Source organism: Paraliobacillus sediminis, assembly GCF_003426055.1.
In genome coordinates, this window is the sequence record NZ_QJSI01000001.1 from 350,679 (window position 1) to 375,364 (window position 24,686).

General features: G+C 36.2%; 23 protein-coding genes and 1 pseudogene. 19 read left to right on the top strand and 5 right to left on the bottom strand.

Annotated features, from left to right (window positions below):
- Positions 1 to 58 precede the first annotated feature (58 nt).
- Positions 59 to 1,549, top strand: a complete 1,491-nt coding sequence (locus D2K60_RS01555) for an amidase (RefSeq protein WP_117168238.1) — start codon at positions 59 to 61, stop codon at positions 1,547 to 1,549.
- A gap of 44 nt (positions 1,550 to 1,593) precedes the next feature.
- On the opposite strand, the gene D2K60_RS01560 is transcribed toward D2K60_RS01555, so the two are convergent.
- Together D2K60_RS01560 and D2K60_RS01565 are read right to left on the bottom strand one after the other, a co-directional pair.
- Complete coding sequence (locus D2K60_RS01560) at positions 1,594 to 1,884, bottom strand: HesB/YadR/YfhF family protein (RefSeq protein ID WP_117168239.1); 291 nt, start codon at positions 1,882 to 1,884, stop codon at positions 1,594 to 1,596.
- A 68-nt stretch (positions 1,885 to 1,952) separates the two neighbouring features.
- Positions 1,953 to 2,672, bottom strand: a complete 720-nt coding sequence (locus D2K60_RS01565) for a DUF421 domain-containing protein (RefSeq protein WP_117168240.1) — start codon at positions 2,670 to 2,672, stop codon at positions 1,953 to 1,955.
- Positions 2,673 to 2,864: 192 nt separating this feature from the next.
- Between D2K60_RS01565 and D2K60_RS01570 the strand changes: the two genes are divergently transcribed.
- Positions 2,865 to 3,188 carry a MerR family transcriptional regulator gene (locus D2K60_RS01570; RefSeq protein ID WP_117168241.1) on the top strand — a complete coding sequence of 108 codons (324 nt, stop codon included), beginning with the start codon at positions 2,865 to 2,867 and terminating at the stop codon, positions 3,186 to 3,188.
- 147 nt (positions 3,189 to 3,335) lie between these two features.
- On the top strand, positions 3,336 to 5,018 hold the full coding sequence (locus D2K60_RS01575; protein WP_117168242.1) for a PucR family transcriptional regulator: 1,683 nt from the start codon (positions 3,336 to 3,338) through the stop codon (positions 5,016 to 5,018).
- Between the two features lie 19 nt (positions 5,019 to 5,037).
- Here the strand turns inward: D2K60_RS01575 and D2K60_RS21070 are convergent, their stop codons facing one another.
- A complete protein-coding gene (locus D2K60_RS21070) occupies positions 5,038 to 5,160 on the bottom strand; it encodes a hypothetical protein (RefSeq protein WP_275896229.1) in 123 nt (40 codons plus the stop codon).
- A gap of 934 nt (positions 5,161 to 6,094) precedes the next feature.
- On the opposite strand from D2K60_RS21070, the gene D2K60_RS01580 reads away from it, so the two are divergent.
- The 4 genes and pseudogenes from D2K60_RS01580 to D2K60_RS01595 form a co-directional block, all read left to right on the top strand.
- Positions 6,095 to 7,303 (top strand): M24 family metallopeptidase, encoded by a 1,209-nt coding sequence (locus D2K60_RS01580; protein ID WP_117168243.1) that lies wholly within the window; start codon positions 6,095 to 6,097, stop codon positions 7,301 to 7,303.
- A 25-nt stretch (positions 7,304 to 7,328) separates the two neighbouring features.
- Complete coding sequence (locus D2K60_RS01585; RefSeq protein WP_205418567.1) at positions 7,329 to 8,528, top strand: cystathionine gamma-synthase family protein; 1,200 nt, start codon at positions 7,329 to 7,331, stop codon at positions 8,526 to 8,528.
- Between the two features lie 15 nt (positions 8,529 to 8,543).
- Positions 8,544 to 9,764 carry a M20 metallopeptidase family protein gene (locus D2K60_RS01590; RefSeq protein ID WP_240335211.1) on the top strand — a complete coding sequence of 407 codons (1,221 nt, stop codon included), beginning with the start codon at positions 8,544 to 8,546 and terminating at the stop codon, positions 9,762 to 9,764.
- 49 nt (positions 9,765 to 9,813) lie between these two features.
- Positions 9,814 to 10,377: pseudogene (locus D2K60_RS01595) on the top strand (MATE family efflux transporter); the annotation flags it as partial.
- A gap of 316 nt (positions 10,378 to 10,693) precedes the next feature.
- Here the strand turns inward: D2K60_RS01595 and D2K60_RS01600 are convergent.
- Positions 10,694 to 11,452 carry a helix-turn-helix domain-containing protein gene (locus D2K60_RS01600; protein WP_117168246.1) on the bottom strand — a complete coding sequence of 253 codons (759 nt, stop codon included), beginning with the start codon at positions 11,450 to 11,452 and terminating at the stop codon, positions 10,694 to 10,696.
- A gap of 438 nt (positions 11,453 to 11,890) precedes the next feature.
- Here D2K60_RS01600 and D2K60_RS01605 point away from each other — a divergent pair, with 438 nt between their 5' ends.
- Positions 11,891 to 12,523: a response regulator transcription factor gene (locus D2K60_RS01605; RefSeq protein WP_117168247.1), complete on the top strand. Its 633-nt coding sequence runs from the start codon at positions 11,891 to 11,893 to the stop codon at positions 12,521 to 12,523.
- 32 nt (positions 12,524 to 12,555) lie between these two features.
- On the opposite strand, the gene D2K60_RS01610 is transcribed toward D2K60_RS01605, so the two are convergent.
- Positions 12,556 to 13,155, bottom strand: coding sequence for a hypothetical protein (locus D2K60_RS01610; RefSeq protein ID WP_117168248.1), 600 nt, complete (start codon positions 13,153 to 13,155; stop codon positions 12,556 to 12,558).
- Between the two features lie 446 nt (positions 13,156 to 13,601).
- Between D2K60_RS01610 and D2K60_RS01615 the strand changes: the two genes are divergently transcribed.
- From D2K60_RS01615 to D2K60_RS01665, 11 genes are all read left to right on the top strand, one after another.
- Complete coding sequence (locus D2K60_RS01615; RefSeq protein WP_117168249.1) at positions 13,602 to 14,351, top strand: ZIP family metal transporter; 750 nt, start codon at positions 13,602 to 13,604, stop codon at positions 14,349 to 14,351.
- Positions 14,352 to 14,412: 61 nt separating this feature from the next.
- On the top strand, positions 14,413 to 15,120 hold the full coding sequence (locus D2K60_RS01620; RefSeq protein ID WP_240335212.1) for a CAP domain-containing protein: 708 nt from the start codon (positions 14,413 to 14,415) through the stop codon (positions 15,118 to 15,120).
- Positions 15,121 to 15,327: 207 nt separating this feature from the next.
- Positions 15,328 to 16,479: an MFS transporter gene (locus D2K60_RS01625; protein WP_117168251.1), complete on the top strand. Its 1,152-nt coding sequence runs from the start codon at positions 15,328 to 15,330 to the stop codon at positions 16,477 to 16,479.
- A gap of 6 nt (positions 16,480 to 16,485) precedes the next feature.
- On the top strand, positions 16,486 to 17,253 hold the full coding sequence (locus D2K60_RS01630; protein ID WP_240335213.1) for a threonine/serine exporter family protein: 768 nt from the start codon (positions 16,486 to 16,488) through the stop codon (positions 17,251 to 17,253).
- 25 nt (positions 17,254 to 17,278) lie between these two features.
- Positions 17,279 to 17,719 carry a threonine/serine exporter family protein gene (locus tag D2K60_RS01635; protein ID WP_117168253.1) on the top strand — a complete coding sequence of 147 codons (441 nt, stop codon included), beginning with the start codon at positions 17,279 to 17,281 and terminating at the stop codon, positions 17,717 to 17,719.
- A 15-nt stretch (positions 17,720 to 17,734) separates the two neighbouring features.
- Positions 17,735 to 18,634 carry an AEC family transporter gene (locus D2K60_RS01640; protein ID WP_117168254.1) on the top strand — a complete coding sequence of 300 codons (900 nt, stop codon included), beginning with the start codon at positions 17,735 to 17,737 and terminating at the stop codon, positions 18,632 to 18,634.
- A gap of 485 nt (positions 18,635 to 19,119) precedes the next feature.
- Entirely contained in the window at positions 19,120 to 19,428 is a 309-nt protein-coding gene (locus D2K60_RS01645; protein ID WP_112182359.1) for a PTS sugar transporter subunit IIB, read from the top strand.
- 89 nt (positions 19,429 to 19,517) lie between these two features.
- On the top strand, positions 19,518 to 20,798 hold the full coding sequence (gene celB / locus D2K60_RS01650; protein WP_117168255.1) for a PTS cellobiose transporter subunit IIC: 1,281 nt from the start codon (positions 19,518 to 19,520) through the stop codon (positions 20,796 to 20,798).
- A gap of 105 nt (positions 20,799 to 20,903) precedes the next feature.
- The gene (locus tag D2K60_RS01655) at positions 20,904 to 21,218 is read left to right on the top strand and encodes a PTS sugar transporter subunit IIA (protein WP_117168256.1); all 315 of its coding nucleotides are present in this window, start codon (positions 20,904 to 20,906) and stop codon (positions 21,216 to 21,218) included.
- Positions 21,219 to 21,235: 17 nt separating this feature from the next.
- Positions 21,236 to 22,624, top strand: coding sequence for a glycoside hydrolase family 1 protein (locus D2K60_RS01660; RefSeq protein ID WP_117168257.1), 1,389 nt, complete (start codon positions 21,236 to 21,238; stop codon positions 22,622 to 22,624).
- A 104-nt stretch (positions 22,625 to 22,728) separates the two neighbouring features.
- Positions 22,729 to 24,663 carry a BglG family transcription antiterminator gene (locus tag D2K60_RS01665; RefSeq protein WP_117168258.1) on the top strand — a complete coding sequence of 645 codons (1,935 nt, stop codon included), beginning with the start codon at positions 22,729 to 22,731 and terminating at the stop codon, positions 24,661 to 24,663.
- Positions 24,664 to 24,686: the final 23 nt, after the last annotated feature.

A 24,686-nucleotide genomic window follows, 5' to 3' on the forward strand; every position in this document is an offset into this window, starting at 1 on the left:
CTTTTAACCGGAATTTGGCTATACTAGAAAAGGATAAGAATTATACGGAGGTGCAGCTGTGGATATAAAAACATATCAAGATAATGATGCCATTGGTTTAGCGGAATTAGTGAAAAGTAAACAAGTCTCTCAAAAAGAATTACTAGATGCGGCATTCCTTCGATTAGAAGAAGTTAATCCGGACATAAATGCCGTAATTCGGACGCGAAAAGAAAAAGTTTATCAAGAGGCGCGTAATGAAAAAGGACAAGACCAGCCGTTTTTCGGTGTACCTATGGTGTTAAAGGATATTTCCCAAGCGATAAAAGGGGAAGTACTGAGCTCTGGTTCAAAATTATTGCAAAACAATATAGCGAAAACTGATTCAAATCTAGTGGCAAAATTACGAGAAGCTGGTTTTTTATTTTTGGGACACACAAATACACCTGAATTCGGTTTAAAAAACATAACGGAGCCTGAAACATATGGTGTGACGCGTAATCCTTGGAAACTTGGCCATTCTTCAGGTGGTTCTAGTGGTGGCTCCGCAGCAGCAGTTGCGTCAGGTATCGTACCTGTGGCTGGTGCAAGTGATGGTGGCGGTTCGATTCGTATCCCAGCTTCGTTTACGGGGCTGTTTGGACTCAAACCTACGAGAGGAAGAACGCCAGTCGGACCAGGCGTAGGAAGACAATGGCAAGGTGCATCGATCGATTTTGCATTAACACGATCTGTTCGTGATAGTGCTGCACTCCTGGATCTCTTGCAAACGATCCAGCCAGAAGCAGCTTTTCAAACACCTTTATATGAAGGGAGTTATTTGGACCTTGTTCATAAATCAACTGATCAAAAGTACCGAATTGCTTTTACGACTGCTTCACCAGTTGGGACCCCGGTTAGTGAAGATGCTAAAAAGGCAGTTCACAAAGTTGTGAAGTGGTTAGAAGAAGAAGGGCATCATGTAGAGGAACTTGAAAGTCCAGTAGATGGCACTGCGCTAATGAAAAATTATTATGTGATGAACAGTGGGGAAATGAATCGTGTCATTACGAATTTAGAAAAAATGTTAGGTAGAGAGATTACGCTAGCGGATACAGAGATTGTTACTTGGGTACTACATAAGGCTGGAGAAAAGGTATCTGCAGCAGCTTATAGCGAAAGCCTTGCAGGTTGGGATATAGCAGCTGCACAAATGGCACGATTTCATCAGAAATATGACTTTTATGTAACGCCAACTAATGCACATCCAGCACCTGAGAATGGAGAATTGACCCATATACAGCCGCAAATAGAAAAGTTGAAACAAGTCGATCAATTAACAAGGGTAGAACAACAAAAACGGGTATATGAGATGTTTTTACCAAGTTTAACCTATACACCGCATACACAATTAGCTAATTTAACAGGTCAACCAGCAATGAGTGTGCCAACCTTTCTAACCAAATCGGGTTTACCGATGGGCGTACAATTTATCGCAGCAAAAGGTAGAGAAGACAAACTTTTAGCTATTGCAAGTCAATTAGAACAATCCGACCTATGGATAAATAAACAAGCATTCCCATTTTCGTGATTATAAATAAGCGGCCGTTTTAATGAAACGAGCCGCCTAACATACTACTCTATTACAAAATCAACTTCATCTAGTTTGCGTGAATATTTAATATGAAAATCCATATCGTCGAAATACCAAGCATCGGATTTTTCAACAAAGAAGGTAATTCCTTGTTCTTTAATTTGCATAACAGGATTATTCGCTTGAGCATTAGTCGATATTCCAAGTGAAAAGCCTTTGTGAATGCCTCCATGACCTCCATAACGAGCGAAAAAACGAATCGTATCCCCTGATTCTAATTCCAGTTCATTTATAAACCATTTTACCGCTGGTTGCGTAATAGACATTTCCATTTGTATGACGCCTCCTTCCTTTATACTATACCAAAATAAGTAAGACAGTACGAGTATTTGTACTGCTATTACTGGTATAGCGGTGGGAGCTTCATATCGTTGTCATTCAGAGTGACATACAGGGAAAGGTTTTCTGTTAAAGAAGCAAAAAACACATCATCTATCGCATTGACGCCTTGTTTTCTTAACATCGCGATTAACCAAGCTTCATCAACTTGTAAACTAGTTAAAACAGATTTATACAGCTTACCATCAATAATTATTGGAAGCGGGATACTATCCGTTTGTTTTAAAATACCAAAATCTTCACGGTTTGGTGTGTCTTTTTCTGCCTTTCTAAAAACACTCAATTTTCCGTTTGCTTCAATAATTCCCAATGCAACATCTTCTATATAGAACACATCGTTTTGCCGTAACATAAGGAGAATGTTATCAATAGAATAGCGTATTTTTTTCATGTTCTTTCTTAAAAATTGTCCATCTTTAATAACGATGGTAGGCTCAAAGGTTAATGCTCGTCCTATCTTTCGGTTGGTTAATTTAATATGTGCCACAAATCTTTCAAGCAAACCGATTCCAATGATGGCTATAGCAGTAGGTAAGTGTTTTACGTTTGGATCTGCGATGTCTGCACCAACGACTGACCCAAGTGTTAGAACAATTAAAAAGTCAAACACAGGTAATTCTCCGATAGCGCGTTTCCCCATGAAAATAGTAACGCCAAGTAATAAAGGTAAAATCGTAATAATCCTTCCTAATACTAAAAGAATATCTTTTAACATTTCCATTATATGAACTCCTTTATTTACATTTATATACTGCGGTCTTTTTAAAAAAATATACAGAACCCTTCCATGGGAAGTTTTTTTACATGTTCTTTGTTAGAAGATCTGACATAACTATATAGCTAACGAATTAAACTGTGTATAATAGAACAAATAAAGTAACACAAACATAAAATAAGTTTGGAAGTGAAAATTATGACTGACAATCCTTCATATAAGGAAAGAAAAGTAATCACGATTGGCGTCGTAAGTGAACTAACCGGCTTAACCGAACGACAAATTCGGTATTACGAAGAAAGGAAATTGATTTTTCCTGATCGTTCACCGAAAGGTAATCGTAAATATTCGTTTGCGGATGTTGAACAACTAATCGAAATTGCTAATAAAAGAGAAGAAGGCGTACAAACCTACGAGATTAGACAAGAGATGCTGAAACAAAAACGTAAAGAGGAACGTAAAGGTAAAAAGGAATTACTAAGAGGGGAAATCAATGCACGCTTCGGTATTCAAAAAGAATAAGATTTAAACATTATTTCCATCAAAATAATCTGAATATTTTGTAAAAAATAACTGAAATGGTATTAGAATAATAGTAACTGGTAAGGTGATTACGATGCGATAGAATGAGCGTCTGATCATCTTATTCTATTTTGTGGGGTGAGGTTGATGGGGTTATTTGCGCACGAAATATTGAAACTACCAATCTTTGAATCTTCAAAAGTAAAAGCAGGAGAAACTAATCTGGTAACAAATAATATTGAATGGGTATCGGTCATCGAGTCGCCAGTTGAAAATTTTGTTCGTAAAAATGAATTTGTATTAACCACAGGTATTGGATGTAAAGATGATCCAGATGCTTTGGAGACATTTGTTAGAGACGTAATCCAATCTGGTGCATCTGTTTTAGCTTTTGCCACGGGGAGGTATGTGTTTGATATACCTAGTAGTCTATTGCAAATAGCAAAGCAATCGAACTTAATTTTAGTTGATATTCCATGGGAAGTCCGATTTGGTGATATTGTAGCTAAGATTATGCAGAAAATCACCGCTGATAAACAAGACGAGAGAGAAGCGGCGGAAAAAGTTCGTCAACAATTGGTCAATTGTGTACTGAACGACAAAGGGTTACAAGATATAGCGCAGGTCTTATATAAACATGTACACTTACCTCTTGCTATAAGTGATAACCAGTTTTCTATGCGAGCAAACAGGAGTTTCTCTAAAGAGTGGTTAGTCCCTTTTCAAAAGGAATTGAAGCATGTTGAAAAGACTAATCGAAATGATTTATCAGTAGGAGAACACCCTTTATATTATTTATTAGAAGCTTACCAGGTTAAAGAGCAGACAATTTATTACCTTCCAGTCATTAATAATCATAAGATACAAGGGTATTTATTGGTTCAAGTAGCAGAATCAAATCAACTTTCGTGGTTTGTAATGAATGTGTTGGAGCATGCATTAACGGCATGTGCTTTATACTTTGTTAAAGAAAATGCGATTGAATTAACAGAGGTAAGGCTTAAAGATAACTTTGTATTACAATTAGCGCAACAGAAAGTGACCAAAGATAACCATTTAATCGCAAAAGCAGATTTACTTGGTTATGATTTAACTTGCTATTATATTTGTTTAGTCGGAGATTTATATTATAGTGACGCTATCAAACAATATGATAATGATCGGTCAGAGAATTCATCTTTGCAAAGTAAAAACTACGCCATTCAAAAGGAGATTACCTACGCGGGTGAATTATTTACTGTTAAAACGATGACAACATTTGATGCAGGAAAAGTGATTATCTTTTTAGAAGCAACACCAGAAGCGTATATAGAAATAGCGAATCAATTTTTAGATAAAGTGGAACGACGTGTAAGTGAGTTGTTGAAGGGCATTGTGATGTCATGGGGCATTGCAGCTCCAGAAATTGATGCTTATTCTTTCTCGGATGCGTATAAAGAGGCGAAAGTCGCGCTTGATATTGGTATGGAGCATAGTGGTTATGGTAATCGAACCATGTATCAGGATACTAAAGTAGAGCGATTGTTGATGGCTTTATCTGATCAGCCGGAAGTTAAAGACATTGTGCAGCAGACTTTAGAGAAATTATTAATCTATGATCAAAAGCGTCAAACAGATCTTGTCCACACTTTTTCAACATATAATCAGTATAAGGGTAATGTTAGTCAAACGGCTCGAGCCTTAAATTTACACCGCCAATCGTTATTACATCGTTTGCGTAATATTGAATCATTAACAAAATTATCTTTAGTTGATTCAGACGATGCATTTTTACTGGAACTAAGTGTTCGTATTTGGAAACTACAACAAGTAAAGAATGATAATCAATAAGAGACAAAATTAAAATAAGTCAATCAAATAACCGAACTCCAGTAGATGTAACTGGAGTTCGGTTATTTGATTTGATCAAAAGAAGTAATTTAACCGTTGGAATATGCGAAACTTCTTGAAAATATAAAGCCGTTTTCTTCACGATGGAAACTCTTTGAGGCATTCCTTATCTGATTTTTAATTGTTGCTGAAGGGGTAAATTAAGCAACTTTTACACAAAAACTAAGTGCTAATCGTTGTCTGTTTTAAGTTTAAAGTATAACTAAACATTCATGGACTCTGACATAACGTTCCTTGCGTCGGAGTTTATCATCAACTACGACTTAACCCCCGCTACGGAAGCAAATGGGCTCCCTTTCTGTGGGCACAGCCTCAGCTAACTTGGAAGCAAAGAACACTTCCAAGTGGATCTTCGGCTTGTGCTGTTCCCACTAGAGTGTCACCCATTTGCTTCCTTCGCTGATTAGAGCAACTAAATCTATATGTTGAATAACAATAACGAGAGAAATTAGTTGCAGGCAGTAGTCACTAACAAAGTTGCGGTGTTTTCAAATCAGTATGCCATAGGATGCACATATTATATTTTTGACAAAACTAGCGGAGCAAATGAAATTGGTGAGACTCCTGTGGGAACAGCGCGGGCTGAAGATCCACTTATTAAAGCGATTTTTGCTTTAATAAGTTAGCTGAAGCCGTGCCCACGGAAAGCGAGCCCATTTCAATTGTGGAGCGGGTATAGAATCTACGTCGCAGTATCTAACAAGTTCGTCAGTTAATGCACCATGATGCTTACGAAACTTACGAAAGGAGTTCGAAGTCAGCTTCAATTTTGTATTGTGAGATTTTCTAGTTATACCAAGACTTATCTACCACTTTCACTCTGCAAAATTGAGTTAAATTTTTTACGCTTGTGCAGGTACCTAGCAAATTTGTAGTAAAAGAAAAATATTACTTCATACAATTTGAACATTACATAAAATGTGATTAAACCTTACAATAGTAAGAAATATATAAATATTCTGATAATAACACTTGAATTAGATAAGATTCTACTAATTCAGGAAGGGGGATTGCACATGCTAGCTTTTGATTTGATTGAGTATCAAAATCGGTTAAGGAAAACAAAACAGAAAATGTCTGAAAGTGGAATTGATGTCCTATTAATTTCTGACCCTGCAAATATGTACTATTTAACGGGGTATGATGCATGGTCCTTTTATGTACACCAAATGTTAATTATTATTAGCGATGAAGATCAGCCGATCTGGATTGGGCGATACATGGACGCAAACGGTGTAAAGAAGACGACATGGCTTTATGATGAAAATGTGATGGCATATCCGGATTATTATGTACATTCAACTAACTATCACCCAATGGAATATATCGCAGAAGTCTTGTCGCAAATTGGGCAAGGGAATCGTAACATTGGTGTAGAGATGGATCATTATTATTTCTCAGCAAAGGCATATGATAGTTTGAAGCGTGGTTTACCCAACGCAACATTTAAAGATGGTGATTTAATTGTAAACTATGTTCGAATGGTTAAATCTGACCAGGAGATTTATTATATGAAAAGAGCAGCAAAGATTGCTGAACAAGCGATGTTTAGAGGCACAGAAATGATTCGCACAGGTGTAAGAGAATGTGATGCTGCAGCGACAATGTATTACAACATGATTAGTGGTACAGAGGAATATGGTGGTGATTATCCGTCGATTGTTCCTTTACTTCCTTCAGGAGAAAATACAGGTAACCCTCATTTAACATGGTCAGATCGTAAATATGTCGAAGGTGAAGCTGTAATTGTTGAACTAGCTGGTTGTTATAAACGATATCACTCCCCGTTAGCACGCACCGTTTCAATTGGGAAACCATCTCGTAGATTACAAAATTTGGAACCTGTTGTCTTAGAAGGAATAGATAAAGTTCTTCATGCTATAAAACCCGGAATGACATGTGGTGAAGTAGAAGAAGTTTGGAGCAAGTCTATTAAGAAATATGGTTTTCATAAAGAAGCTAGAATTGGCTATTCAGTTGGTTTGAATTATCCTCCTGATTGGGGTGAGCATACAGCTAGTCTTCGAAAAGCAGACGAAACCATTTTGCAACCAAATATGACTTTTCACCTTATTCCAGCTTTATGGTTTGATCAACACGGTATTGAAATAAGTGAATCTATACGTATCACGGAAAACGGCTGCGAAACATTAGCAAATTATCCAAGGGAATTAATCGTTCAAGATCCTTTTCCACGAGCGCAGCAGTCAGGAATAATTAGTTAATTAGCATTTATGAGGAGGAATAATAATGAAACAGGCAAAAATAGGAACACGCGCAATATGGGCGGGCGAAAAAGATTCATTAGCATTTGGAGCAACACAAGTACCAGTGGTCCATAGTGTATCTTTTGGTTATGATGACATGGATGAGTGGTATGATGTTGCAATTGGAAAGAAAAAAGGTCATATATATGGACGTAACACGAATCCAACAGTTCAGGCTTTTGAAGCAAAGATAAAAGATCTTGAGGGAGCGAAAGCAGCTACTAGTTTTTCAACTGGAATGGCAGCAATTAGTAACACGTTAGGTACATTGCTATCACCAGGTGATCGGATTGTATCAATTAAGGATACGTATGGTGGAACAAATAAAATATTTACTGAATTTTTACCAAAATTGAATATTGACGTTGTGCTTTGTGATACAGGCGACCATGAAGCTATTGAAAAGGAAGTTGCTAAAGGTTGTAATGTATTATATTTAGAAACACCAACGAACCCTACTGTGAAAATAACAGATATTAAACGAATGGCGAAAGTAGGAAAGGCAGCAGGAGCCGTTGTGATTGTTGACAATACCTTCGCAACACCGATTAATCAAAACCCTCTAGCACTAGGAGCTGACCTGGTAATTCATAGTGCAACAAAATATTTAGGAGGACACGCGGATGCACTAGGAGGTTCTGTTTGTGGATCAGAGGAATTGGTTGAAGCAATTTATCATTACCGTGAAATTAACGGGGCAACATTAGATCCTATGGCTGCATACTTGTTACTTCGAGGAATGAAAACGCTAAAACTTCGTGTCGATAAACAATGTGAAAATGCGTTAGCAGTGGCGAAATATCTGCAAACAGTAGATATTGTTGAAGCGGTACATTACCCAGGATTAGAGAGTCATCCAGGGCATTCAATTGCTACGGAACAAATGAAACAATATGGTGGTATGTTAAGTTTTGCTGTAAAAGGTGGTGTGGATACCGTTCGGCATTTGTTACCTAAGTTAAAATATGCGAATCGAGCTGCTAATTTAGGAGCTGTTGAAACGGTGGTTGGTCCATCAAGAACGACCAGTCATGTTGAATGTACACCAGAGGAAAGAGCCGCAATGGGAATACCGGAAGGATTGATTCGTTATTCTGCTGGTATTGAGGATATTGAAGACCTGCTAGATGACTTAGAGCAAGCTTTTCAGTTACTTCCAGAAAACCTTTTTGCCACTACGTGATAAGGAGTCGTGCGCGTGAAACAACAATTGGATCTCATAAAGAATCAAGCTAAGTCACTACAAGAACAGTTAAGTAAATGGAGACGTCACTTTCATCAATACCCAGAATTGAGTTTTCAGGAAGCAAAAACGAGTGATTATATTGTAGAAGTGTTAGAGTCATTTAACGTATTTACAATTGAAAGAGGGATTGCAAAACATGGCGTTATTGCAACTGTTACGAAAGGAAGTGGACCGGTAATTGGTATTCGAGCCGATATGGATGCACTCCCAATTGCCGAACAAACTGATTTTTCATATGCTTCTTCATATCCAGGTGTTATGCATGCTTGTGGTCATGATGCACATATGGCAATTCTATTAGGCGTAGCGGCCTTAGTAGCAACTGACTATCAAACAGGAGATTTCCGAGGTACGGTAAAGCTGATCTTTCAACCGGCGGAAGAGGATACAGACATAGAGGGTAAAACGGGTGCATCTTATTTTGTAGAAGCTGGTCTTACCAAGCAAGTAGATGCAATTTTAGCTTTACACATGTGTCCTTGGCAATGTACTGGATCAATCCAAGTAAATAAGGGTCTAAGTATGGCGAATGTTGATAATTTTAGTCTCACAATTATGGGAAAGGGAGGTCATGGTGGCTACCCGCATGAGAGCAAGGATCCAATTTGGATGCTAGGATTTGTCCTCCAAGCCTTGTATGGCGTAATAAGTAGAAAAGTCGATCCACTAGAAGTTGGAACAATTAGTATAGGGAAAGTTATTGGAGGCCAAAATCCAAATGTAATTCCAGATACAGTGAAAATTATTGGAACTATGCGATCTTATTCAGCTAAAGTGCGGAAGCAACTTATGAAAGAGTTGGAGCAAGTGGCCCAGTTGGTCTACTCTTTTTCTGGTGATTATCAATTGGAAATAGAAAGTGGTGAACCAGCCTTAGATAATGATGCTAAATTAATAGATTTGATCGAAAATGCAGGATTATCTCTATATCCAAATATGGAAATAAGGCATGCGCCATACGGTATGGGAGGAGAAGACTTCGGACATTTCACGAGAGAAATTCCTGGTGCAATGTTTTTCCTAGGCTGTGCTCAATCCGAAGAAATGAAAAATTCACTTCATGCCTCAGACCTCAGATTGGATGAAGCGGCGTTTCCAATAGGAGTTGGAATAATCAAAGCTACGATAGATAGTTATTTTAGAGAATACAATACTAATGAAAGGCTTCCTTAACGAACGGTGTTAGGAAGCCTTTTAAATGCGCTAATAGAGCACTATTTTATCTCCTCTGAGATTCGTTATAATAGCTGTAATTTTAAATATTATTTTGGATCCCCTGTTCATTTCTAGGTTTGGTTGGGGCGTAACGGGTGCCGCATACGCTACGATTTTATCACAAGGTGTGGCATTTTTGTATGGGATTATTTTTGTATTAAGACGTAACCTTGCCCCATTTGTTTTCCCGTTCTTACCAAAAAAAGCAGAAGTGAAATTGATTTTAAAATTAGGCATACCTTCTGGTTTACAGATGGCGGTTCAAGAGCCAGCAGCTGTCCAATTTGGTTCGGAATTTCTAATGATCGTGGCATTCTTGTATCCTTTCCTTGGCGTTAATTTTGTGTTAAATGGGATTGTGCGAGCTGCGGGTGCAATGTACCAAGTACTTATCTTAAACGTCATATCCTTTTGGTTATTTCGTTATCCGTTAACGTATTTATTATCAGAAACAATAGGTGAAAAAGGTATAGCAATCGGAATGGGGTTAAGTTTTGTATTAAGTAGTATATTTGCGTTTCTTTATTATCGTTTTGGGAAATGGAAAGATAAAGAAATATTTAGAAATTAACAAAAGATAGATAAATCTGTGTAAGGAATTTCTGCATTTGAAAATTCGCGTCAGAAAATCTGACAACAATCTAGGTTAATGATTGGTTCCATGCTATAGTGAGTTTACAAAATAGATACAAAGTGCATGTCATGGGGAAGTCATGGTTATAGGCTTTTGAGGTGCAGATAGTTTGTACCTAAAGGTTTATAATGAATTGACAAGATAATAGCACTAACTATTCAAACGTTGAATAGTTAGTGCTATTGTTTGTTTTTAGAATGAAATTGTAATTATATTATTCCATGTTATGTACATATAAACTAACATCTTATAATTAGACTAACGACATGCCATCTGATTTATATACCCCCGTTACAACACCCAGAATTTGAATGCCTTTTGCACTGGAATTAATGATTTCCTTTGTGTGATGAAGTGCTTTGAATTGAATCACTTGTTGCCTTTTATGGCTAGTATATAGGTTAACGACTCCATCACTAGTTGTAGCTAGTACTATTTCTCCGTTTTGAGCCTGTTGTTGTTTTTTAATAACAATGATATCTCCAACTTGAATGCCTTGTTTATTCACCTTAAGTTCAGGAGCGATGATGACGAAATCACCTTCTTCAGCGAGTGATTTAGGGATCGGAATGTACTTAAGCAAGTTACCATCAGCATATAATAGTGGTGCTGTTAGTTGGTTTTTAAGTAATGGGAGTTCGAGATAATACTCCGTTGCTATATATTGGACACGTTTTTTATAATTACTGTAAAATCCAACAAAGGCTTGGATAAACTGTTGATCTTCTGAAGCTAAACTTGAAAAAGACGAATCTAATTCACGTGATTTAGATAAAAATGACGAAGGTTCAGTAAAATTTGTTTCCTCGTCTAGTTTCCCTTTTAGTAGCCAATCAGCTGTAATTTTAAAATAGTCACTTAATGCAATAATGAATTTTCCGCCGGGTATGCGTTTATCACTCTCCCAATTACTTATATTGGCTGAGTCTGTCCCGATTGCCTTTCCTAATGTAGCCATTGAATCTCCATTTTGAGTTCGTAAATGTTTAATGCGTAACCCTATTGTGTGCATCTTCGTAGAGTCCTCCGTTCAAATTTGTTACTTTAATACTAATACAAAAATAGGAAATATGTATCAATTAAAAACAAATATTAGTAAAAATAGTGACTTTTATCAAAATAAAGTTGACTATATTGATTTTAATCATTACTATTGAATTAGGTAAAATAATACTAAAAAGAATGATGTATGTAGCAAAGGTAATATAAGTACAATTCAAATATTTCTTTTCAAAAAAACGTAAGGTATAGTACATATATACCACTATTTACTGATTTTAATCATAATGTGGAATAAATAGTTTTCTTTAGTAATTAAATAGAGCTAATTTTAATTTAAATAAAGAAAATACGACAGATTAAGCAAGTTTTCTCTCTATTTCATTCTACTTTATACAACAACATTTAAATAAATACATAAGTGAATTAAATTTAAATAAAGGTGATAAAAATGAAAATATTATTTGTGAAAAAGCCCTCATTATTAAGAGAAGGCATTGTTCAATTGCTTAATCAACGATTTCAAGAATCAGAAATATGTGTCAGTGATGGATCGGGTTATCCAGATGATTTAATTGCAAATGAACTCAGTGACATGATCATTATAGATTTAGAAACAGATGTACCTTATAGAGAAATAATCGAGGTATATAAACAGTGTAATAAAAAAGTGATTATTTGGGTTGCTGATAAAGAGTGTATGAAACTAAATGAATTATTCACAAAGAATTTAGATGGTTATTTCTATAATGGAATGGAAGAGAAGGAATTAATGGATGCGATTCAACTCGTTCAAAAGGGGAAAAAGTATGTTCATCCTGCTCTTTCTTGTCTTTTATTGGCGGATTATGTAAAGATTCAACAGAAAGTGTCAAAACGTCCAGTAGGAATACTATCAAATAGAGAATGGGAAGTACTGCAGTTATTATCTAAAGGATATAACAATATAGACATTGCGACACACTTATATCTTTCTGATAAAACTGTAAAAAATTACGTTAGTGCGATCTTGAGAAAACTCGAGGTGCCTGATCGAACGAATGCTGTCTTAAAAGCATTAAAACAAAAGTGGGTATATGTTTAAGGATATGCAAGTAAGAGGGAGAATGTCCCCTCTTATTTGTTCTCTTCTAACATTGCCTTTACTTGTTCTGACCCATTAGCATAAGTAACAACTTCGCCATCTTTAACATGGATTATGATTGGTGTACCTGTAATCTCGATAGCATCGGCTGTCGCGGGTTCACTATTTGCGAAGGGCGTATTGTGTGTGACAATGATTTCATCGTATTCAGTTACTTCTATTTCCCAACGTATATCTGTGTTTTCTGTATATTTCTCAAGCGGAATTTCATCATTAAGCTGTTCTTCTCCATCTACAACTTTCCCGATTTTAATATCATGTTCTTCATGGTGACTTTCCCAATCATACCAGGCGGACTGATTGTTTGGTTCTTGCATATCAACAAGGAAAAAAGGGCTGTCCGTATTTTGGATGAATTCTAGAACATTAGGCTCTACCTCTTCACAATATACACATCCCTCTTGCCAAAAGTACACAAGATAATCATCAGATTCTTGTGTGAAAGTGTCCTGATAATCTATTCGTACTAAATCTTCAATTGTAATGTTAGATGTTCGCATTTGGTTTAGTATAACGATCCCAATAACGAGTATAAATATAATTCCAATGGTGAGTACAATGCTCATTTTCAATCTCGTAAACCATCCTTTCACGAATTTATTCATAGTAAAATCATACCATTTCATTATAGTTAAAAAAGAAAAATAAGTAAATTGCTTTAATGCTTTATTTGGCCTTGTAAGTATCTTAGCGAACGGTTTCTTTGAATTTATTGCATCCTATAATTTATAATAAGAAAAAGGAGGTTTTTGATGTGAATTGGTTAAAACGTATATTCGCACCAAAACAGTGCTATATTTGTGGTCAAAAAGCGTCCCAACCTCAAACATACCTTGATGACCAAGGTAAAAAAGTACAAGTTTGCTATAAATGTGTACCTTATGCTGAAAGAAGGGCACTTCGTAAGCCTTAAATAATAGGGAATAGTTTTTCTCGAATTGTGCAACCTATAGAAAAGAACTAATGAAACTTCGCATTGATTAATGCGAAGTTTTTCTTTATCCATAGAGGTGATGAAATGGGTAGTGCCGTTTTTTGGGGAACATTTGCAGCTTCTGCTACGTTACTGGGTGCTTGTATGTCATTATATTTCTCGATTCCAAGGCGATTGATTGGATTTATTATGGCACTTGGGACGGGGGCACTTATTGGAGCAACAAGCTATGAATTATTAGAAGATGCACTAAAAATAAGTGGTTTTATTGAAATAGCAATTGGTTTCTTGGGTGGTGCGCTTATTTTTACAATACTAGACATTTTGGTCTCACATCGTGGAGGACAAAGGCGTAAAGAAACAAAACCATACCAAAAATCAGAAGCTGTTGGTACAGATCAATCAAGTTCAGGCTTGGGTATGTTTATTGGTACAATTATGGATACATTACCAGAATCAGCAATGATTGGTATGAGTATCGCAAATGGGGATAAGGTTAGTGCGGCGCTAGTAGTTTCGATTTTTATAAGTAATATTCCAGAAGGATTATCAAGTACAGTAAGTCTTCAAAAAAGTGGTTATAGTAAAAAAAGAATTTTCATTCTCTGGCTTTTTGTTGTAGGGTTTTCAGCTATTAGTTCAGGTGCTGGAGTCTTGCTTTTGGCAGCTCCTGATAGTATTAAAGCGATTACGAGTGCTTTCACAGGTGGGGCGATAATTGCAATGGTAGCTTCCACAATGATGCCCGAAGCATATAAAGAGGGAGGGCCAATTGTCGGATTCATTACAACGCTAGGTATGTTTTTGGCGTTGTTTTTACATCATCTTGGATAAAGTTATTTTTACTGAATAAGAAGGCGATATGCAGTAAATAGTATGACCAGGAGGGATGAAAGTGAAAAACAAATTAAACGATATGCTTTGGATTACATTAATTTGCTTTATAGTGTTAGCTGGGTGTGGAAACCAACAAGCAGATCAGATTGAGCGTTCAGATGACCAATTAGAAAATACGGATATGACTACAGATCCTATCAGCTTTGGCGGAGGAGAACAAGAGCCTAGCGAAGGTAATCGTAATGCTACACGATCACGATCACCATTTCCTATTCCAGGAAAAGAGCAAAATATTTTTACAACAGAACCAGAACGGGAAAGTGCACAAGACGAAGGGATACGAACTACTCCAGAAGAAACAGAACGAGATGAAGCGACTAATCAATCCTCTAGTCAATTTCAAACAGAAGTAACTAATTTAACAAATAAAGAACGTGAAAAAAATGGATTAGCAAAATTGGAAATTGATAAGGCAGTTGAAGATGTGGCTCAAAAGAAATCAGAAGATATGGCAACAAATAATTACTTTTCACATACTTCGCCAACATATGGTTCTCCATTTGAGATGTTGCAACAATTTGAAGTAGATTATACAACAGCTGCTGAAAATATAGCCGCAGGTCAGCAATCACCGCAGGAAGTTGTGACAGGTTGGATGAATAGTCCTGGCCATCGTAAGAATATACTAAACGAGAAAGTCACGCATATCGGAGTAGGATACGCAGAAAATGGAGCTTATTGGACACAGCTATTTATAGGGAAATAAACAAATATCTTAACAGGACCAGCAGCATATGCTAATCCTGTTTTTTATTTTATTTTTTTAATATATGTTAAAGAAGAAAGTCATTTATCTGAATGGCTTCTTATTAATGTCCTGATAAGCCTTTCCATCCATAGTATTTACTCGTATAATAGATAATCAAGTGCGATAAATACAAAATGGTAACTAATTCGACAGGGAGTGAGGTTTATGGCTAAAGAGGATTCACTTGTACCATTAAAGATGTTATTGTTTAGTTTTCATGGTGCAAATACAATAATCATTAGTTTTTTACCTTTATTACTTCAATATAAAGGATTAGATGGGAAAGAAATTGGCTGGGTGCTGGCTGTTGGCCCGACTGTTTCTATTTTTTCACAACCATTTTGGGGTTATATGAGTGACAAATATCAAACAGTAAAACGGATATTATTGATTTGCTTAATTGGTTTACTTATAAGTAGTTCTGTTTTTTTTCAAATGACAACACTCCCATTATTACTCACACTAGCGGGGATTTTTTATTTTTTCACAGCTCCGATTGGTGCTTTAGCAGATAGCTTGTCCCAGCGACGAGCAGACGCATTACATATATCATTTGGTACGATTCGAACATGGGGTTCCATTGGATTTGCTACATCATCTTTATTAATAGGAGAGTTATTGGAAGTCATCGGAATTAAATACCTACTTGTTCCATATTTGTTTATGGGTGGATTGGCACTTTTGGTTTGTTTCAAATTAAAAGATGTTACGGTCAAAGTTAAACCAATTCAATTCCGTGATTTGAAAAAGCTGATACAGAATTACCCGTTTATTATTTTTTTAGGGCTTATTCTCTTGATTACAATTACACACCGAGCAAATGATAGTTATATTGGAATATTCATTGCGCAGTTAGGTGGTAGCGAGAGCTTAATTGGTATTTCTTGGTTTGTTGGAGTAGCAAGTGAAGCTCTTGTTTTTGCTTTTGCTGCACGTTGGTTTCGGAAATATCATCCACTTATTTTTATAATTGGTGCAGGATTGCTCTATACACTTCGTTGGTTTTTATTTGGAATAGTTGATAGTCCAATTCTTGTAGTGGTATTGCAATTTATGCATGGTCTATCATTTGGTGTTTTTTACTTAGCTGCTTTTCAGTATGTAACAAGACTGATTCCACAAGCGTTACAATCAACAGGACACTTACTTTTTATGGCCGTATTTTTTGGGATTTCCGGTATTGTTGGTTCACTTGGTGGGGGCGCATTAATCGATTCAGTGGGCGGCAATACGATGTACTTTTACATGGGTTGGATGGCTTTATTAGGAACAATTTTCATTACAATTTATCATATCCTACCGTATGGTAAAGAATAATATTAAATGGATCAAAAGTGGAGCGGAGATAAAATGTGTAATAAGGAAATAACAAAGGTTTGTATATTGGCTGGTAAAATAATGCTGCAAAGTGGTGCTGAAACCTATCGTGTAGAAGATACAATGATACGAATGGCACTTGCCTTTGGAGTTGTTAACGCCCAGAGTCATGTAACACCAACCGCTATCATGTTCTCGATGGGTGAAACAGAAGCAACGAATTTTGTTCGAATCGTTGAAAGATCAACAGATTTAAATAAAGTTACATTAGTTAATAGTATCTCGCGAAATATCACAAATGGTGCACTTTCTTTAGAAAATGCAAGTGAAGAGTTAAAGGTGATTGAGAAGCAGACACATGCCTATCCAATTTACTTGCAAATTCTAGCAGCAGCTCTAGTCAGTGGATGTTTTACGATTATGTTTAAAGGTCAATGGATTGATTTTATACCGGCATTTATCGTGGGGGGGACAGGATATTCGGCAATTATCTTTTTTCATCGTGGTGTTGAGATTCGCTTTTTTGCAGAGTTTTTAGCATCCTTATTAATTGGGTTCTTCTCCTACTTTTTTATTTATATCGATTTCGGATTAGAGTTAGACAAAATTATTATTGGATCGGTTATGCCAATGGTACCTGGCTTATTAATTACAAATGCGGTTCGTGATCTAATGGCAGGTCACTTGGTTTCTGGTTTATCGAAAAGTGCGGAGGCATTTTTAACGGCTTTTGCGATAGGAGCCGGTGTTGCTGTTGTCTTCTTAATCGTCTAAGAATGAAAAGAAAGAAGGGATCGCTATGATTATTGAGCAATTAGTTACTAGTTTTATAGCGGCCGCAGCTTTTTCAGTCATTTTTAATGCACCGAAAAACAGGTTAATACAATGTGGATTAGTAGGTATGTCAGGTTGGTTGGTTTATACAGTTTTTACAGTCAATAGTATTGACGCAGTCGTAGCAACTGTTGCTGCTTCTATCTTAGTTGCTGTGTTAAGTCAATTATGTGCGAAGTTTTATAAGACGCCAATCATTATTTTCACAGTTTCTGGAATAATACCATTGGTACCTGGTGGCTTAGCCTATGATGCGATGCGGAATTTTGTGGTGAATGATTACAATATGGCAATTCAATTGGCAGCTAAAGCTTTATTAATATCCGGTGCAATTGCCATCGGTTTAGTTTTTTCAGAAGTCATTAATCAAATGATTCGAAAAGCAAAGTGGAAAAAAATACAGTAGGTTTGGTGATTTTAGATGGGCACATTTAGCGTTTTACTCCCTATTTTCGGTGTCTTTGCACTTGGATTTATTGGAATGAAATTATTGAAAATGGAAGTAAAGTCAATTTCAACGTTAGCAATTTATATTTTATCTCCCTTTTTAGCATTTCAGACTTTTTATCAAAATCCGATTAATATCGACTATTTATATTTAAGCATTTATTTGCTAGTGCTTTGCATTGCATGTATTTCCATATGTTATCTCATTGGTTATTTTAAAAAATGGGACAAACAAAATACAAGTGGCTTTATTCTAGCTAGTTCGTTTATGAATAATGGTAATTATGGTACACCATTAGTTTTATTGATCTTTGGCCAGGAAGGCTTCCATTATGCTGTTATTCTAATGGTATTGCAACAGTTAATTATGTGTACGATTGGTATTTATGTTGCCGCACAAGGCAGTCAAGGAGATCAGGAATTATCTCCTATAAAAGAAGTAGCTAAAGTACCGATCGTTTATGGGTCATTATTAGGTATGGCTTTAAATGCAATGCATCTAACAATCCCAACTCAAATTGAAACGGTAGTTGATATGGTTGCTGCTGCAGCGATTCCGATTATTATGATTGTCTTAGGAATGCAACTTGCTACTATATCTTTAAAAAAATTAGAGGTAGGAAAGTTGTCAGTTGCGTTGCTCATTCGATTAGCAATTGCGCCACTTATCGCATATGTTATTACACTATTTATGCCTGTAGATGAGGTTGTGAAGCAAATCATGATATTGATGGCGGCAATGCCAACTGCAGCGAATACGACGATGTACGCGGTGCAATTCAATGCAAAACCAGATTTCGTTTCGAGTGCCACATTAGTTAGTACCATACTTAGTATCATTACCTTACCAATTATATTAGCTATTATATTATGAAAAGCACGCTCAGTAGAGGTGCTTTTTTGTAGTTTACGCAACTTTCATAGAGTTAAACTGGCAAAAAAACTAAGAAGTCTCACAATCTAAAAGTGAAGTTGACTTCATGCTCCTATCGTTTCAACATACGAACTTGATAGAAACTGCGACGTAGATTCCCTACCCGCTCCACAATTGAAATGGGATCGCTTTCCGTGGGCACGGCTTCAGCTAACTCGGATAAGCATAATTCGCTTTCCGAGTGGATCTTCAGCCCGCGCTGTTCCCACAGAAAGGGAGCCCATTTGCTTCCATAGCGGGTAAGTTACGTCGCAGTTGATGATAATTACGTCGCAAGGAAATGTTGCGTTATGTAGGATACGAAAAACAGTAATATTAACCATTTCCGCTTTGATGCGGAAAAACAATGCGTGGTGATGAAAGCGCTTGTAAAATATAATGAGTTTAAGAACAAAATAACTTACCTTTTAAAGGAGGACATAAAGATGAAAAGAATATTACTAGCATGTTCAGCAGGTATGTCTACTAGCCTTTTAGTTACAAAGATGGAAGAAGAGGCAAAAACACGTGGAATTGAAACTGAAATTTGGGCAGTAGCACAAGATAAAGCACCAAGTGAAATGAAACGTGCTGATGTCCTTTTGATTGGACCGCAAATGCGTTTTATGAAGAAGAAATTTGCAGTTACAGCAGAAGAAGTAGGAATACCGCTTGATGTTATCGATCCAATGGCATATGGCCGCGTTGATGGCAAAGCAGTTTTAGATAAAGCATTAGAGTTAATAGGCGAATAGGAATCAAAAATCTGTTTAAAGGTCATAAAATGAAAGCGAAACATAAGTTGATCTTTGAACAGAAAATTAAATAAAGGAGGAAAATAATTATGAACAGATTTATGGAGGTATTAGAAAATGTTCTTATGCCAGTTGCGGATAAACTAAATAACAACCGTTATTTAACCGCATTACGTAATGGTTTTATGGTAGCCTTACCGTTAATCATTTTTGGTTCAATCTTTGTTGTAATCGCTAACTTTCCGTTTTTAGACAAATTGATAAGTGAAGATGCTTATGCCGCATATCAAAATGCGTTAGGTCCTGCATCAGCTGCAACATTAAGTATTATGGGTCTCTTTGTTATCATCGGTATAGGATATAAGATGGTAGAGCAAAGAGGTGGAGAGGCGATTTATGGTGGAGTAGTTGCCTTAGCTGCATTCTTAATTTTGACACCACAAGTGTTAGATGAGGTTTCTGGTGTAATTCCAACCTCAGTATTAGGAGCACAAGGTATGTTCTTAGGAATTTTTACTGCATTTATTGCAGCGGAAATCTATCAAGCTATTGTTAAAAAAGATTGGACAATCAAAATGCCAGCTGGTGTTCCTGGTGCTGTAGCTCGATCGTTTAGTGCCCTTATTCCAATTGCGCTGACACTAACTGTATTTTTAGCTGTCCGTGTTATTTTTAGCTATACACCATTTTTAACAGTACAAGACTTTATCTACACACTAATTCAAGAACCATTAACTGTATTAGGTAGTGGCTTACCAGCAACAATTATTGCAGTCTTGTTGATTCAAGTATTCTGGTTCTTTGGTTTACATGGTCAAATTATCGTAAACTCAGTATTTGATCCAATCTGGTATGCATTGAATGACCAAAATTTACAAGCATTTCAAGCAGGTGAGGAACTTCCGAACATTGTAACAAAGCAGTTTATTGATACCTTTATTGTAGGTATTGGTGGTTCTGGTATGACGCTTGCAGTAATTATTGGAATCTTTGTTATAGGAAAAAGCCGTCAAATGAAAGAATTAGGCAAGTTAGGTGCTCCATCAGGTATCTTTAACGTGAACGAACCAATTATCTTTGGTTTACCAATTATTATGAATCCACTAGTTATCATCCCGTGGTTAGTAGCGCCAGTAATTGTCGCATTAGTAACATACTTTTCAATGGCAACGGGTATTGTACCAAAACCTGCAGGGATTATTGTTCCATGGACAACACCAGCTGTATTAAGTGGATTCCTGGCAACTGGTAATCATATCATGGGTGCGGTATTACAACTAGTTAACATTGCAATTGTATTTGTAATTTGGTTCCCATTCCTTAAAATCATGGATAAACAGTATTATGCAAATGAGAAAAACGCTGAATAGAGAATATTACTAGATTTTAAAAGGATACGTATTTCTCATGAATAGTAGTAGGAGAAATACGTATTTCCTTTTCATTAGAAAATTATAATAGGGGTGACAGTTACAATGACAACGGAAAATACGATAACTGAAATTGCTTTCCAAATAATTCTTTATGCAGGAAATGGTAAGTCAAGTGCTATGGAAGGTATTCATGAAGCAAAGGATGGGAATTTCGAGGCTGCTGATAAAAAAATAGAAGAAGCAGGCGAAGAATTAGGTAAAGCACATGGCTTTCAAACGAAATTATTACAAGCAGAAGCTAGTGGAGAAGGACAATCTGTCAATGTTATCTTAGTTCATTCACAAGACCATTTAATGACAGCTATGACAGTAAGAGATCTTGCTATTGAAATTATTGAAATATATCGAAGTAAATAAGAAAGGGGCAAGCAACCATGACAGTAGAATATAAGTTTCCAGAAGGTTTTTGGTGGGGGAGTGCCGCATCCGCGACCCAAACAGAAGGTGCTGACAAAGAAGGCGGAAAAGGAAAAAACATTTGGGATCATTGGTACGAAACAGAACCAAATCGTTTTTTTGAAGGTGTAGGACCAGAAACAACATCTGATTTTTATCATCGATATAAAGAAGACATTAAAAATATGAAAGAGATTGGTCATAACACTTTCCGTATGTCTATCTCATGGGCACGCTTAATCCCAGGTGGTGAAGGTCAAGTCAATCAAGAAGCGGTAACTTTTTATAATAACGTCATTGATGAGTTTCTTGCGAATGATATCGAACCATTTGTTAATTTATTTCACTTTGACATGCCCCTTGAATTACAAGAAAAAGGTGGATGGGAAAACCGTGAAGTTGTTGATGCATTTGTAGAATATGCACGCCAAAGTTTTGCTCTGTTTGGAGATCGCGTGAAAAAGTGGTTTACATTTAATGAACCAATTGTTCCGGTTGAGGGTGGATATTTATATGACTTTCACTATCCAAATATTGTCGATGCGAAAAAAGCGGTACAAGTTGCTTATAATACGATGATTGCACATGCAAAAGCAGTAAAGGTTTACCATGCGTCACATGATGGAAAAATTGGAATTATTCTAAATTTAACACCATCATACCCACGTAGTCAGAACCCTGCAGATTTAAAAGCTTCGCACATTTGTGATTTATTCTTTAACCGTAGTTTTTTGGATCCAGCAGTTAAAGGAGAATTTCCAGCAGATTTAATCGCATTATTAGAAGAGCATGGACAATTACCAACTACAGATGAGGGGGATAAAGCTTTATTAAAAGAAAATATTGTTGATATTCTCGGTGTGAATTATTACCAACCTCGTCGGGTGAAAGCGAAGGAAACTTTGCCAAATCCATATAGTCCATTTATGCCTGATTGGTTCTTTGATAATTATGAAATGCCTGGTCGTAAAATGAATCCATATCGTGGATGGGAAATTTACGAAAAAGGTGTCTATGATATCATGATTAACCTAAAAGATAATTACGGAAATATTGAGTCATTTATATCTGAAAATGGTATGGGTGTTCAAAATGAAGAACGATTCTTAAAAGACGGCAGAATTGAAGATGATTATCGGATCGATTTTATTAAAGAGCATCTTAAATGGGTGCATAAAGCAATTGAAGAAGGCTGTAATACAAAGGGATACCATTTGTGGACATTCATGGATAACTGGTCTTGGATGAATGCATATAAGAATCGTTATGGTTTTTTCTCAGTTGATATAGAAACAAAAGAGCGAACAGCGAAAAAGAGTGCTTCGTGGTTTGCTGAAGCTTCCAAAAATAACGGTTTTGACGCATAATATAGAAGCGTAGCAGGTATTATTTGCTACGCTTTTCTAACTATATATTATAATGGATACATATAGTTAGATAATGGGATAGGAAGTATAAAGGGGATGATTGATTGAACTCCCGGATTATTCAAATTTTGCGTGAATTAATGGCCTCAGAAGAAGCAGTTACAAGTGAGTATCTTGCTAATATTATTAATGTTACATCTCGTACAGTACGTGATGATATAAAAGCGCTTGGTCGCTTATTAGATTCTAATGGAGCGAAAATTAATTCGATTCGTGGATCGGGGTATGTGCTGCATATCGAAGACGATCAACGTTTTAGGTCATACTTGCAACAATTTTTAGATGAAGAAAAAGGTGAGGATACTGTAATTCCAGATTCACCAGATGAAAGAATTAAGTATCTAATTAGACGCTTTTTATTAGCAGAGGGCTATTTAAAACTAGATGAACTTTGTGAGGAAATGCATATTAGTAAATCAACGATTCAAAATGATGTGCGTCAAGTCAAAAAGGTACTTGAGAATTATGCGATACATTTAGATAAAAGACCTAGTTATGGTATGAAGGTGATAGGCAGCGAGGTGAAGTTGCGTTTTGCGATGTCAGAATATGTATTTGACAGAAGTGCAAATGTTGCAAAGTCTATCTGGCAAGATCAGTTATCATCCATCACAGATCAGAAAAATCTTGATGCTATTTGGTCTGTAATTATGAATCAAATTAAAGAAAACGGCATTACATTATCTGATATTGCGATCAACAATTTATTTATTCACATTGCAATAGCCTATAAGCGTATTAAGAGTGGGCACCATGTTTCTCTATTTAAGAAAGAATTAAATGAAATTATTGATCAAAAAGAGTACGAGGTTGCTAAAAAGATTGTGGTTAAAACGGAAGAACTTTTAGGTGTTACTTTCCCGCAAGAAGAGATTGCGTATATCGCCATTCACTTATTAGGAACTAAGATGATTAGTCAAACAAACATGAGTGAACAAGAGATTGGTCTAGTGATGGAGGATAATATTTATCGAATGACGATGCTTGTATTAAATTCGATTGAATCTAAACTACATCTGGGGATCCGCCATGATCGTGAATTAATTATTGGACTTGGCTTGCATTTGAAACCTGCAATTAATCGCTATAAGTATGGAATGAACGTACGAAATCCAATGATTGACGATATTAAGACAAACTATCCGTTGGCATTTGAAGCAGGAATTGTTGCAGGGATGGTTTTAGAAGAAGAAATGGAAGTTTCCATTGATGAGAATGAAATAGGTTATATCGCTTTGCATATCGGGGCAGCAATTGAGCGTAGTAAATTACAAACTGGACCGAAGCGTTGCATAATCGTCTGTGCTTCTGGTTTAGGAAGTGCACAGTTACTGAAATATAAATTAAAATCAAAATTCGGTTCTAAGTTAGATGTTATTGGTACAACAGAGTTTTACAAATTACAACAGATACCATTTGAAGAAATTGATTTTATTGTAAGTTCCGTGCCGATCACGGAGAAAGTCTCGGTGCCAGTAATTGAAGTGAATACAATTTTAGGTGATAAAGATTTAGATAAAATTGAAGCTTTTGTAATTGATAATACGAGTAGTGTGTTTGAATATATTAAACAAGATTTGTTATTCTTACACCAATCGTTTCAAACAAAAGATGAAGTGCTTCACTTTTTGGTAGATGTATTGGAAGATAAAAAATTAATACCGGACAACTATCTAAACCTTATCTATGAACGTGAAAAAGTCGCACCGACAGCTTATGGGAATTTAGTAGCGATTCCACATCCGATAACGGCTCAAACGAACAGTACCTTTCTTACAATCTGCACATTAGAAAAGCCAATTGATTGGGCCGATAAACGAGTGCAATTCATTTGTTTGCTAAATGTTGAAAAGGATAGCCAAAAGGATTTGCAGAACATGTATGAGATGCTTGGAAAAATTGTTGATAATGCACATTTAATTCAACAGCTAAATAAGTGCGAAAACTATCAAGAATTTATAAGAGCACTAATTAAATAAGTTAAATTTAGATAGACAGTCCT

What these genes read in the sequence shown, in the direction of transcription:
- D2K60_RS01560 (WP_117168239.1), bottom strand. Translation starts at nt 1,884, where the DNA reads ATGGAAATGTCTATTACGCAACCAGCGGTAAAATGGTTTATAAATGAA.
- D2K60_RS01565 (WP_117168240.1), bottom strand. Translation starts at nt 2,672, where the DNA reads ATGGAAATGTTAAAAGATATTCTTTTAGTATTAGGAAGGATTATTACG.
- D2K60_RS01570 (WP_117168241.1), top strand. Translation starts at nt 2,865, where the DNA reads ATGACTGACAATCCTTCATATAAGGAAAGAAAAGTAATCACGATTGGC.
- D2K60_RS01575 (WP_117168242.1), top strand. Translation starts at nt 3,336, where the DNA reads ATGGGGTTATTTGCGCACGAAATATTGAAACTACCAATCTTTGAATCT.
- D2K60_RS01580 (WP_117168243.1), top strand. Translation starts at nt 6,095, where the DNA reads ATGCTAGCTTTTGATTTGATTGAGTATCAAAATCGGTTAAGGAAAACA.
- D2K60_RS01585 (WP_205418567.1), top strand. Translation starts at nt 7,329, where the DNA reads ATGAAACAGGCAAAAATAGGAACACGCGCAATATGGGCGGGCGAAAAA.
- D2K60_RS01600 (WP_117168246.1), bottom strand. Translation starts at nt 11,452, where the DNA reads ATGCACACAATAGGGTTACGCATTAAACATTTACGAACTCAAAATGGA.
- D2K60_RS01605 (WP_117168247.1), top strand. Translation starts at nt 11,891, where the DNA reads ATGAAAATATTATTTGTGAAAAAGCCCTCATTATTAAGAGAAGGCATT.
- D2K60_RS01615 (WP_117168249.1), top strand. Translation starts at nt 13,602, where the DNA reads ATGGGTAGTGCCGTTTTTTGGGGAACATTTGCAGCTTCTGCTACGTTA.
- D2K60_RS01625 (WP_117168251.1), top strand. Translation starts at nt 15,328, where the DNA reads ATGGCTAAAGAGGATTCACTTGTACCATTAAAGATGTTATTGTTTAGT.
- D2K60_RS01630 (WP_240335213.1), top strand. Translation starts at nt 16,486, where the DNA reads ATGGATCAAAAGTGGAGCGGAGATAAAATGTGTAATAAGGAAATAACA.
- D2K60_RS01635 (WP_117168253.1), top strand. Translation starts at nt 17,279, where the DNA reads ATGATTATTGAGCAATTAGTTACTAGTTTTATAGCGGCCGCAGCTTTT.
- D2K60_RS01640 (WP_117168254.1), top strand. Translation starts at nt 17,735, where the DNA reads ATGGGCACATTTAGCGTTTTACTCCCTATTTTCGGTGTCTTTGCACTT.
- D2K60_RS01645 (WP_112182359.1), top strand. Translation starts at nt 19,120, where the DNA reads ATGAAAAGAATATTACTAGCATGTTCAGCAGGTATGTCTACTAGCCTT.
- celB (WP_117168255.1), top strand. Translation starts at nt 19,518, where the DNA reads ATGAACAGATTTATGGAGGTATTAGAAAATGTTCTTATGCCAGTTGCG.
- D2K60_RS01655 (WP_117168256.1), top strand. Translation starts at nt 20,904, where the DNA reads ATGACAACGGAAAATACGATAACTGAAATTGCTTTCCAAATAATTCTT.
- D2K60_RS01660 (WP_117168257.1), top strand. Translation starts at nt 21,236, where the DNA reads ATGACAGTAGAATATAAGTTTCCAGAAGGTTTTTGGTGGGGGAGTGCC.